The organism is Geobacillus jurassicus NBRC 107829 (assembly GCF_001544315.1).
GTDB classification, from domain to species: Bacteria; Bacillota; Bacilli; order Bacillales; family Anoxybacillaceae; genus Geobacillus; species Geobacillus jurassicus.
This window is the reverse complement of record NZ_BCQG01000081.1, coordinates 1-10318: the sequence shown is the minus strand read 5'-3', so window position 1 is coordinate 10318 and position 10318 is coordinate 1. Positions and strand designations below refer to the sequence as shown.

General features: G+C 53.3%; 14 protein-coding genes. All 14 read left to right on the top strand.

What is annotated here, in order from left to right:
- The first annotated feature begins 95 nt into the window (after positions 1 to 95).
- The 14 genes from rpsU to GJ1_RS16390 all read left to right on the top strand — a co-directional run bounded on the left by rpsU (position 96) and on the right by GJ1_RS16390 (position 10275).
- On the top strand, positions 96 to 269 hold the full coding sequence (gene rpsU, locus GJ1_RS16450; RefSeq protein ID WP_008879912.1) for a 30S ribosomal protein S21: 174 nt from the start codon (positions 96 to 98) through the stop codon (positions 267 to 269).
- 29 nt (positions 270 to 298) lie between these two features.
- Positions 299 to 745, top strand: coding sequence for a GatB/YqeY domain-containing protein (locus GJ1_RS16445; RefSeq protein ID WP_066234793.1), 447 nt, complete (start codon positions 299 to 301; stop codon positions 743 to 745).
- A gap of 103 nt (positions 746 to 848) precedes the next feature.
- Positions 849 to 1133 carry a sporulation protein YqfC gene (gene yqfC / locus GJ1_RS16440; RefSeq protein ID WP_066234791.1) on the top strand — a complete coding sequence of 95 codons (285 nt, stop codon included), beginning with the start codon at positions 849 to 851 and terminating at the stop codon, positions 1131 to 1133.
- Between the two features lie 15 nt (positions 1134 to 1148).
- Positions 1149 to 2336 (top strand): sporulation protein YqfD, encoded by a 1188-nt coding sequence (yqfD, locus tag GJ1_RS16435; RefSeq protein ID WP_066234785.1) that lies wholly within the window; start codon positions 1149 to 1151, stop codon positions 2334 to 2336.
- A 2-nt stretch (positions 2337 to 2338) separates the two neighbouring features.
- Positions 2339 to 3301: a PhoH family protein gene (locus tag GJ1_RS16430; protein ID WP_066234783.1), complete on the top strand. Its 963-nt coding sequence runs from the start codon at positions 2339 to 2341 to the stop codon at positions 3299 to 3301.
- A gap of 49 nt (positions 3302 to 3350) precedes the next feature.
- Entirely contained in the window at positions 3351 to 5453 is a 2103-nt protein-coding gene (locus GJ1_RS16425) for an HD family phosphohydrolase (RefSeq protein WP_066234780.1), read from the top strand.
- Positions 5450 to 5920 carry an rRNA maturation RNase YbeY gene (gene ybeY / locus GJ1_RS16420; protein WP_066234778.1) on the top strand — a complete coding sequence of 157 codons (471 nt, stop codon included), beginning with the start codon at positions 5450 to 5452 and terminating at the stop codon, positions 5918 to 5920. The genes GJ1_RS16425 and ybeY overlap by 4 nt, the downstream gene beginning before the upstream one ends.
- The gene (locus GJ1_RS16415; RefSeq protein WP_066234774.1) at positions 5920 to 6273 is read left to right on the top strand and encodes a diacylglycerol kinase family protein; all 354 of its coding nucleotides are present in this window, start codon (positions 5920 to 5922) and stop codon (positions 6271 to 6273) included. Before ybeY ends, GJ1_RS16415 begins: the two co-directional genes overlap by 1 nt.
- Before the next feature lie 122 nt (positions 6274 to 6395).
- On the top strand, positions 6396 to 6794 hold the full coding sequence (locus GJ1_RS16410; RefSeq protein ID WP_066234772.1) for a cytidine deaminase: 399 nt from the start codon (positions 6396 to 6398) through the stop codon (positions 6792 to 6794).
- Positions 6787 to 7695 carry a GTPase Era gene (gene era, locus GJ1_RS16405; protein ID WP_066234767.1) on the top strand — a complete coding sequence of 303 codons (909 nt, stop codon included), beginning with the start codon at positions 6787 to 6789 and terminating at the stop codon, positions 7693 to 7695. The genes GJ1_RS16410 and era overlap by 8 nt, the downstream gene beginning before the upstream one ends.
- Before the next feature lie 101 nt (positions 7696 to 7796).
- Positions 7797 to 7940: a YqzL family protein gene (locus tag GJ1_RS18105; RefSeq protein ID WP_011231967.1), complete on the top strand. Its 144-nt coding sequence runs from the start codon at positions 7797 to 7799 to the stop codon at positions 7938 to 7940.
- 31 nt (positions 7941 to 7971) lie between these two features.
- Positions 7972 to 8760, top strand: a complete 789-nt coding sequence (gene recO, locus GJ1_RS16400; RefSeq protein ID WP_066234764.1) for a DNA repair protein RecO — start codon at positions 7972 to 7974, stop codon at positions 8758 to 8760.
- Between the two features lie 65 nt (positions 8761 to 8825).
- Positions 8826 to 9452: a transcriptional regulator CcpN gene (gene ccpN, locus GJ1_RS16395; protein WP_255516148.1), complete on the top strand. Its 627-nt coding sequence runs from the start codon at positions 8826 to 8828 to the stop codon at positions 9450 to 9452.
- A gap of 22 nt (positions 9453 to 9474) precedes the next feature.
- On the top strand, positions 9475 to 10275 hold the full coding sequence (locus GJ1_RS16390; RefSeq protein WP_066234759.1) for a pyruvate, water dikinase regulatory protein: 801 nt from the start codon (positions 9475 to 9477) through the stop codon (positions 10273 to 10275).
- Positions 10276 to 10318 lie beyond the last annotated feature (43 nt).

Genomic DNA, 10318 nt, shown 5'->3' with positions numbered 1-10318 from the left:
CGGCTATGCTTTTTTTGTTGACCTTTTCTGCAGGCATGTATTATAATTGACAAGTACGATATGCAATGGTTGTTGTTCGGAGGGAGGGAAGCAGAATGTCCAAAACGATCGTTCGCAAAAACGAGTCGATCGATGACGCTCTTCGTCGCTTTAAGCGTGCCGTTTCGAAAACGGGCACTTTGCAAGAAGTGAGAAAGCGCGAATTTTACGAAAAGCCAAGCGTCAGACGGAAGAAAAAATCTGAAGCGGCTAGAAAGCGCAAGCACTAAGAGCATGCATTAAAGAGGGTGTATAATCGGTGAGTCTTCTCGATCGTTTAAATGACGATATGAAGCAGGCAATGAAAAACAAGGAGAAAGAAAAGCTGTCTGTTCTCCGGATGCTGAAAGCGGCGCTGCAGAACGAAGCGATCAAGCTCGGCAAAAGCCCGCTCTCAGAAGACGAAGAGCTGACGGTTCTTTCTCGCGAATTGAAACAGCGTAAAGACTCCCTCCAAGAATTTGAAAACGCTGGCCGTTCAGATCTTGTTGAAAAAGTAAAAACCGAAATTGACATCGTTCAGTCGTATATGCCGAAGCCGCTGACGGAAGAAGAGTTGCGCGAGCTGATCGAGCAGACGATCAAAGAAGTCGGCGCTTCTTCGAAGGCGGATATGGGAAAAGTGATGGGCGCCATCATGCCGAAAGTGAAAGGAAGAGCGGATGGTTCGCTCGTCAACAAGCTTGTCCAACAACAGCTGTCATAAAAACGCAATGGGCTTTGCCGGAAGGCAGGCCCGTTGTTTTTGAAAAGCGGTGCTAGAACCCCCTTTTGTCTCATACATATGAGATGAAAGGGGGTTCTTTTTGATGGTGAAAAAATGGCGCCAGCAGATGAAGCGGTGGATGGCGGAAAAATTCGAGCTTCCCGCTGACATTATGATGGACCTGCCCCGCATTACGATGGTAGGGCAAATACATATTTATATCGAAAACCACCGCGGGTTGCTAGCGTTCAGCGATAAAGAGCTCCGACTTTTGCTGCGAAACGGGCAGCTGCTTGTCCGCGGCGAACAATTTGTCATTAAAACGATTTTGCCAGAGGAAATTTTGTTGCAAGGAAAAATCAGACAAGTTGTTTATATAGAGGAATAGCGAGGAGGAACGGAGATGAAAAACGAATGGGTTGACAAGTTCGCCGGCAGCGTGCGGGTCAAGGCGAAAGGAAGAGGAATTGAACGGTTGATCAACGCCTGCGTGCGCCACGACATCGCTGTATGGAACATAAAAAAACATAGCGCGGATACCGCCACGTTTTTCATTAAACTCAGCGACGTGAAACGGCTGCGCCATGTCGCCCGGCAAAGCGAATGCAAACTTTCCTTTGTCGGGAGAACCGGGATGCCGTTTTTTTGGCAGCGGGCGTGGCAAAACAGCGGGTTTTGGTTTGGCTTGCTTCTTTTTCTAGCGATTGTGTTTTTGCTTTCGAACATCGTTTGGAAGATCGAAATCAAAGGGGCAACTCCGGAAACGGAGCATCAAATCGCTCGCGAGCTGAAGCGAATGAGAGTCGAGCAGGGCGCGTTTCAGTTTCTGCTTGATGACCCGGAGACGCTGCAAAAAAAGCTGACCGAGCGCGTTCCAGACATCACATGGGTCGGCGTCGAATGGCAGGGGACGTCGCTTCACTTCCAGGTAGTTGAAAAAGAAATTCCCGAGCCGAAAAAGCCGATTCCTCCGCGCCATCTCGTAGCCAAAAAAGAGGCAGTCATCGCCGATTTATTCGTCGAAGAAGGACAACCGCTCGTTTCGGTCAACGACTATGTGCAAAAAGGTCAGCTGCTTGTCTCCGGCATTATTGGCGCCGAAGGGCGGACGAAGTTTGTGCCGGCATCAGGAAAAGTGTTCGGCGAAACATGGTACAAGTCTACGGTTGTCCTGCCGCTTGAGACGACGTTTCACGTGTTGACGGGCAAGTTCGCTGAACGTCATTACATCGGAATCGGGCGCTTTTTGATCCCTGTTTGGGGCTGGAAAAAGCCGCCGTTTGCCCATACCGTCATCGAGACGGAAAAACGGCCGTTTCGTTTTTGGAAATGGGACTTGCCGCTCTATTATGCGCGCGTCACGATCCGCGAGGCGGAAGAAGTGAAGCGGAGCTATACGTGGGAAGAAGCGTTCGCCGAAGCGAAACAGATCGCCCGCCGGGAACTGCGGGCCAAATTGCCGGAGGAGGCGGCCATCCGCGGCGAAAAAGTTTTGCATCAGGCGAAAGAGAATGGTAAAGTAAGGGTAGAATTGCATTACGAAGTCATCGAAAATATTGCTGTACCACAACCCATTGTCCAAGGAGATTGAGAATGTCAGAGCAGTTTGTTACGATCAGCCAACATGTGCGAAACCCACAGGAAGCGGCGGCGCTCTTTGGCGTGCATGACGCCCATTTAAAGCGGATCGAAGAAGAGCTCGGCGTGTCGATCGTGACGCGCGGGGAAACGGTCAACGTCTCCGGCACGCCGCAGCAAGTTCAGCTCGTTGATGAATTGCTTCGCCATTTATTGATGGTCATTCGCAAAGGAGTGGCGGTCAGCGAGCGCGACATTATCTACGCCATCCAGCTGGCGAAAAAAGGGGCGCTTGACGGCCTTATTCAGCTGTACGATGAGGAGATTACGAAAAACGCCAAAGGAAAGCCGATCCGCGTCAAAACGTTGGGCCAGCGCTACTACGTCGCAGCGATTGAACAGCACGACTTGACGTTCGGCATTGGGCCGGCCGGCACCGGAAAAACGTACTTGGCGGTCGTCATGGCGGTGAAGGCGCTGAAAAGCGGCAACGTCAAACGCATCATTTTGACCCGCCCTGCGGTTGAAGCCGGAGAGAGCCTTGGCTTTTTGCCCGGCGACTTAAAAGAGAAGGTCGACCCGTATTTGCGCCCGCTTTATGACGCTTTAAACGATGTGCTCGGCGCTGAGTACACGCAGCGGCTGATCGAGCGTGGCACGATTGAAATCGCCCCGCTCGCGTACATGCGCGGCCGAACGCTTGAAGATGCGTTCGTCATCCTTGATGAGGCGCAAAATACGACGCCGGCGCAAATGAAAATGTTTTTGACCCGGCTCGGCTTCGGCTCGAAAATGGTCATTACTGGCGACATTTCGCAAGTCGATCTGCCGAAAGGGGTCGAATCGGGGCTTGCGGCCGCTAAACGCATTTTAGCCTCTATCGGCGGCATCGCCTTTGTGTTTTTGGAGCAGTCGGATGTCGTCCGCCATCCGCTCGTCGCGAAAATTATTGACGCCTATGATGAGGCGGGCTTATAGAACGAGCGCGACGGGATCGGTCTTTTCTTGCAAAGCGAGGGGAAAACTGGTGGGAAGGTTTCGTTTTTTTCTTGAGCGGACAAAGACGGTCCGCTTTGTCCGCTTTTGGCTGTTTTTGTTTCTGGCTGTTCTGTTGTTTGCCGTTTTATATTGGCAAGTAAAGCCGCGCCAGTATGAGCTGCGTCTGTTTGACGTCGCCAAGGAAACGATCCGTTCGCCGGTGACGGTCGAGGATAAAGAAGCGACTGCCAAGCTGAAGGAAGAGGCTGCGGCGAAAGTAGCGGACGTCTATACGTTGAAAAAAGAGTACGCCGAAAACCGTGTCGATCTTCTTTCCTCGCTGTTTGCCGCGATGGAAAGCGTACAGCGCGAGGTGGAACCGGGCCGCCCGCTCGGCGATATGACTGCCAAGCTTGAGGAGCGGTTGCCGCCGGAATGGTTTGCCTATTTGTCTGCCGTTGAATGGCAGCGGCTGCTTGCTGCTTCGCCGAAGGAGCTCGAGACGGCGAAGGAAGCCGCGTTGACGGCGGTGCATGCCGTCATGAGCAAGCGCATTTCCCAAGCGGAACTTGACGAGGCGCGGGCGGAAGCGGCCAAAGAGCTACAATACGCTGCGCTGTCGCCGCCGCTTCGCGAGGCGGTCGCCAAGCTTTGCCGGCAGGCGGTCATTCCGAACGTCGTCTACGACCGGGCGGCGACGGAAGAAAAACGGCGGCAGGCGATGGATGAAGTGAAGCCGGTGAAAATTTTGCAAGGGCAAGTGATCGTTGAAGAAGGGCAGTTTATTACGAGCGACATTTACCGCCGGCTTGAGCTGGTCGGCTTGCTTGAGAGCGGGCGTCCGTCTTGGACCGCCGCTGGGCTTGGGTTGTTCGTGCTTCTGTTGCTTGCTCCGCTCATTTACTATTTTCGGACGGAAACGACGAATGAAAAGCTGTCGCTTTATACAGCCATTTTTACGTTGATGATGACGACGATGGCGCTCATCCGTCTTTTGCCGTCTAGCGGCGCTATTTCCGTCGGCTACCTTGTGCCGGCGGCGTTCGGGCCGATGCTCGTCCGCATTTTGATCGGAGAGCGGCTCGCGATGATCACGGCCATCATCGGAGCGGTGTGCGGCAGTTTGCTGTTCAATGAGGAAATTGGAACGGTCGGCGCGGTGTCGGTGTCGTTGGCTGTTTACTTTCTTGCCGGCAGCCTGGCCGGGACGTTTTGTCTGCCAAAGGAGCTGGCGAAAGCGAATATTTGGCGGGCCGGCTTGTTTGCCGCCGCGGTCAATGCCGTTTCGCTTGTTTCGCTGTTGCTGTTAAAAAACGGCCGTTATTCGCCGACGGAAGTCGGCTTGTTGGTGCTGATGGCGGCAGCCTCAGGCGTTTTTTCTGCCATTTTGACGATCGGCCTATTGCCGGTGTTGGAGGCGGCGTTTGGCATTTTATCGCCGCTAAGGCTCATTGAACTGTCCAATCCGAACCATCCGCTCTTGCGCAAGCTGCTCACTGAGGCGCCGGGAACATACCATCATAGCATTATGGTCGCCAATTTGGCCGAAGCGGCGTGCGAGGCGATCGGCGCCGACGGCTTGTTGGCGCGCGTCGCCTGCTATTACCATGACATCGGCAAGACGAAGCGTCCGCGCTATTTCATCGAAAATCAAATGGGCGGCAATCCGCATGACCATTTGTCGCCGCAGTTGAGCAAAAATATTATTATCGCCCATGTCGCCGACGGCGTCGCTTTGCTTCGCAAGCACCGGCTGCCGAAGGAGATCGTCGACATCGCCGAACAGCACCACGGCACGACGCTGCTCAAGTATTTTTATCATAAGGCGCGCGAGCAAACCGAGTTTGTCTCGGAAGCGGAGTTTCGTTATCCCGGGCCGAAGCCGCAGACGAAAGAAGCGGCGGTCATCAACATCGCCGACAGCGTCGAAGCGGCTGTCCGCTCGCTATCCAACCCGTCGCAGGAAAAAATCGAGAAGATCGTCCGGTCGATCATCGCTGACCGCTTGCAGGACAACCAGCTGAACGAGTGCGACATTACGCTGAAGGAGTTGGAACTCGTCGCCCGTTCGCTTTGCGAGACATTAAACGGCGTTTTCCATTCGCGCATCGAATACCCGGAAGTACGAAAGGAAAAGGTGAAGCATGCATGACCATTCACATTGATTTTCTAGATGAAACGAACGAGGTGACCGCTGAGCAAATCGAGACGATCGAGCGGCTGCTCGCCGAGGCGGCTGCCCTTGAAAACGTGCCGGACGGGGCGGAGGTGAGCGTCACGTTTGTGGACAACGAACGCATCCGCGCGATGAATCGCGACTATCGGGGCAAAGATGCGCCGACCGATGTGCTTTCGTTCGCTCTTGAGGAGGAAGGGGAAGAAGAGGTTCACATCGTCGGCGCTGATATGCCGCCGGTGCTCGGCGATATCGTCATTTCGATTCCGAAGGCGAAAGAGCAGGCGGCGGCCTATGGACATTCGTTTATGCGCGAGCTCGGATTTTTGGCTGTGCACGGTTTTTTGCACCTGCTTGGTTACGATCATGGGACAGAAGAGGAAGAGCGCGTCATGTTCGCCAAGCAGGAAGACATCTTGACAAGGTTCGGGTTGACAAGATAATGCGCGGCAAACGGGAGCGGGACCGGTTTGCTTGGGCGTGGGCGGGAATGAAGGCGGCGGTGAAGGAGGAGGCGCATTTGCGCTTCCACTTGGCGGCCGCTGTTGTCGCCTTTGCCGCCGGCTGGGTCGTTGGGCTGTCGCGCTGGGAGTGGATCGTGCTGCTCATGGCAGCCGGAGCGGTCATTGCGCTTGAGCTCGTCAACACGGCCATTGAGCGCGCCGTCGATTTGGCGACGAGCGAGTTTCATCCGTTGGCGAAAGCGGCAAAAGACATCGCCGCCGCGGCGGTGCTCGCGGCGGCCGGATTTGCCGTTGTGATCGGAATCTTGCTGTTTTGGCCGCATCTTCGCTAAACGAATGAGAGAGAAAATTCTAATTTTTCTGTTACATTTTTATTTCAAATGATGAAATGGATGGCGTTTTTTTGTAAAATAAAAGAAAGCAGCGTTTGCTTGCAGGAAAGGAAGAGTCACTCGTGGAGATCGAGCAGCTCATTGCCGAAGCGAAAAAAGCGCGCGAACTCGCCTACGTGCCGTACTCGAAGTTTTCAGTCGGCGCCGCGCTGTTGACGAAAGGCGGCAGCGTGTATCGCGGCTGCAACATTGAAAACGCCGCCTACAGCGTGTGCAATTGTGCGGAGCGGACCGCGCTGTTTAAGGCATATTCGGAAGGGGAGAGGGAGTTCGCCGCTCTTGCGGTCATCGCCGATACTCCCCGCCCGGTGCCGCCGTGCGGCGCATGCCGCCAAGTGATCGCCGAACTTTGTCCCGGCGATATGACAGTCATTTTAGCCAACCTCAAAGGCGATGTAAAAGTCATGACAGTCAGTGAATTGCTGCCAGAAGCTTTTTCAGCGGAGGATTTGCATGAATAAAGAAGGATACAAGTCAGGATTCGTTGCTATTATCGGAAGACCGAACGTAGGAAAGTCGACGTTTTTAAACCGCGTCATCGGGCAAAAAATCGCCATTATGAGCGATAAACCGCAAACGACGCGCAATAAAATTCAAGGTGTGTACACGGACGATGACGCGCAAATCATCTTTATCGACACTCCCGGGGTGCACAAACCGAAGCATAAGCTCGGCGACTTTATGATGAAAGTGGCGCTCAATGCGCTTCGTGAAGTCGATTTGATTTTGTTTATGGTCAATGCAGAGGAGGGATTCGGGCGCGGCGAGGCGTTCATCATCGAGCGGCTGAAAGAGGTCGATACGCCGGTGTTCCTAGTCATCAATAAAATCGACCGCGTTCATCCGGATGATTTATTGCCGCTCATTGACCGGTACAAGGACTTATACCCGTTCGCTGAAATCGTGCCGATTTCGGCGCTTGAGGGAAACAATGTGGAACGCCTAGTTGAACAAATTAAACAGCGGCTGCCGGAAGGGCCGCAATATTATCCGCCGGACCAGATCACCGACCATCCGGAACAATTTATCATCGCCGAGCTCATTCGTGAAAAAGCGCTTCACTTAACGCGCGAGGAAGTTCCGCACTCGATCGCGGTCGTTATCGAACGCATCGAGCGGCGCGAAGGGTCGGGAATAGTGTACATTAGCGCAGTGATCATCGTTGAGCGCGATTCGCAAAAAGGAATCATCATCGGCAAGCAAGGCCGGATGCTGAAAGAAATCGGACAGCGGGCGCGCGCTGACATCGAAGCGCTGCTTGGGTCAAGAGTGTTTTTGGAACTGTGGGTGAAAGTGCAAAAAGATTGGCGCAACCGTCTGGCGCAGCTGCGTGATTTCGGGTTCCGTGAAGACGAGTATTGACGGTTAGAAAATTTTACGCGACATAAACCGTTGTTGCCTGAGCCAACCTATAGGTAGACCACCAATACGCAATGCCTGCAGGCGGAAAGAGGTGTCATTCCATGCTTGAGTTCACGTGGAAGTTGTTTAGCCAAACAGGCAATATCGACACGTACCTCCTATTTAAAGAGCTGGAACGAGAGCAACAGTTTGGCGGTGAAGAGCAAAACGCTGAACAGAAAGAAATCGACCAGCCGATTTCGTAGCATCGTTGTTGGTAGAAGCGGTGGTGATGAGATGTTCGAAATGTGCGAAGCGATCGTCATGCGGACAGTTGATTATGGCGAAACAAATAAAATTGTCACGTTGTTTACGCGTGAATGGGGAAAGGTGGCTGCGATGGCAAGGGGAGCGAAAAAGCCAAGCAGCCGCCTTTCTGCTGTTACGCAGCCGCTTTCATATGGCCACTATGTCATCCGCCGCAGCCGCGGCGTCGGCGTTCTTCACCAAGGGGAGCTCATCGACTCGATGCGGGCGCTGCGCGAAGATTTGTTTGCCGCCGCCTATGCGGCGTATATTGTTGAGCTCACCGACAAAAGCACGGAAGAGCAAAAGCGCAATCCGTACTTGTTTGAGCTTCTTTTGCAGACACTACAATATATGAGCGAAGGCCGCGATTTAGAGATTTTGACGTTCATTTACGAAATGAAAATGCTTGCAGTGCTTGGCATCCCGCCTGTACTTGACCGTTGCGCCCGCTGCGGGGCGACGGAAGGGCATTTCTCATTTTCTGTCAAGGAGGCGGGCTTCCTTTGCCATCGCTGCGAGGCGTCGGACCCGCATCGGTTCCCGCTCTCTCCGGCTACTGCTCGGCTGTTGCGCCTCTTTTTTCATATGGACCTCGCTCGGCTGGGGTCCATATCGGTGAAAGAAAGCACAAAGGCGGAGCTTGGCGCCGTATTGTCTGCCTATTATGATGAATATGCGGGCCTATCGCTGAAGACGAAGCGTTTTTTGCAGCAAATTGGCGAATGGAAAGACAAACTTGGCCTTGACGGAGGGAAGGGAACATCATTTTCATTATGAACAAGGTGTGTAGTATAATGAGAGTGATAGCGTGTGGGACCTTTTTCGCAAGGTGGTGAGCGACGATCGAACTGAATAAACGCCAGGAGCAGATTTTGCAAATTGTGAAAGACTACGGGCCGATCACTGGAGAAAGCATCGCCGAGAAATTGAACTTGACGAGGGCGACGCTGCGGCCGGATTTGGCCATCTTGACGATGGCAGGCTACTTGGAAGCGCGGCCGCGCGTCGGCTATTTCTATACGGGAAAAACCGGCACCCAGCTGTTCGCCGATAAAATTAAAAAGATGAAAGTTGAGGATTACCAATCGATTCCGGTCGTCGTCAATGAAAATGTAAGCGTCTATGATGCGATCGTCACGATGTTTTTGGAGGACGTCGGTACGCTGTTTGTCGTCGATGACGAGTCGCTGCTTGCCGGCGTGTTGTCGCGCAAAGATTTGTTGCGCGCAAGCCTCGGCAAACAGGAGCTGACGGCGATTCCGGTCAATATTATTATGACGCGGATGCCGAACATCGCTGTTTGCTACAAAGACGATCCGCTCATTGACGTGGCTGAGCAGCTGATCGAGAAACAGATCGACGCGATGCCGGTCGTGCGCAAAACGGAGAAAGGGTATGAAGTGATCGGCCGCATTACGAAAACGAATATGACGAAAGCGTTCGTGTCGCTAGCAAAAGATGACGTATAAGCCAAACAAAAGGAGGAGGAAAATGAACCAGCGCCTCGTTTACGTCGTATCCGATTCCGGCGGGGAAACGGCCGAGCTTGTCGTCAAAGCGGCAGCCAGCCAGTTTTACGCCTCGCCGATTCAAGTGAAGCGTGTTCCGTATGTGGAAGATAAGACGACGTTGGCCGAGGTTGTCGCCTTGGCAAAAATGAATCGGGCCATTATCGCGTTTACACTCGTCGTTCCGGAGATGCGTGAATTTTTGCTCGCCGAAGCAGCGCGTGAGGGGGTCGTCGCCTATGACATCATCGGTCCGCTCATTGAAAAGATGAGCGATTTGTTCCAGCTGACGCCAAGATATGAGCCGGGTCAAGTGCGCGTGCTTGACGAAGATTATTTCAAAAAGATCGAAGCGATCGAATTTGCCGTCAAATACGACGACGGGCGCGACCCACGCGGCATTTTGCGCGCTGATATCGTGCTCATCGGCGTGTCGCGCACATCGAAAACGCCGCTGTCACAATATTTGGCGCATAAGCGGCTGAAGGTGGCGAATGTGCCGATCGTTCCGGAGGTCGAGCCGCCGGAGCAGCTGTTTCAAGTCGGCTCGGGCAAATGTTTCGGTTTGAAAATCAGCCCGGATAAGTTGCTTTCGATCCGCCGCGAGCGGCTGAAATCGCTCGGTCTGAACGATCAGGCGATTTACGCCAATATGGATCGAATCAAAGAGGAGCTCGCCTATTTTGATGAAGTTGTGAAAAAAATCGGATGCGACGTCATCGATGTGACGAACAAGGCGGTCGAAGAGACGGCGAGCATCATTATGAAAAAGTTGAAGCGCTAGCATCTCCTAATCCGCACGATTTCTTGATAGGAGTCGTGCGTTG

Excerpts from the sequence above, each read along its gene's own strand:
- rpsU (WP_008879912.1), top strand. The coding sequence starts at position 96 with ATGTCCAAAACGATCGTTCGCAAAAACGAGTCGATCGATGACGCTCTT.
- yqfC (WP_066234791.1), top strand. The coding sequence starts at position 849 with ATGGTGAAAAAATGGCGCCAGCAGATGAAGCGGTGGATGGCGGAAAAA.
- yqfD (WP_066234785.1), top strand. The coding sequence starts at position 1,149 with ATGAAAAACGAATGGGTTGACAAGTTCGCCGGCAGCGTGCGGGTCAAG.
- GJ1_RS16430 (WP_066234783.1), top strand. The coding sequence starts at position 2,339 with ATGTCAGAGCAGTTTGTTACGATCAGCCAACATGTGCGAAACCCACAG.
- ybeY (WP_066234778.1), top strand. The coding sequence starts at position 5,450 with ATGACCATTCACATTGATTTTCTAGATGAAACGAACGAGGTGACCGCT.
- GJ1_RS16415 (WP_066234774.1), top strand. The coding sequence starts at position 5,920 with ATGCGCGGCAAACGGGAGCGGGACCGGTTTGCTTGGGCGTGGGCGGGA.
- era (WP_066234767.1), top strand. The coding sequence starts at position 6,787 with ATGAATAAAGAAGGATACAAGTCAGGATTCGTTGCTATTATCGGAAGA.
- GJ1_RS18105 (WP_011231967.1), top strand. The coding sequence starts at position 7,797 with ATGCTTGAGTTCACGTGGAAGTTGTTTAGCCAAACAGGCAATATCGAC.
- recO (WP_066234764.1), top strand. The coding sequence starts at position 7,972 with ATGTTCGAAATGTGCGAAGCGATCGTCATGCGGACAGTTGATTATGGC.
- GJ1_RS16390 (WP_066234759.1), top strand. The coding sequence starts at position 9,475 with ATGAACCAGCGCCTCGTTTACGTCGTATCCGATTCCGGCGGGGAAACG.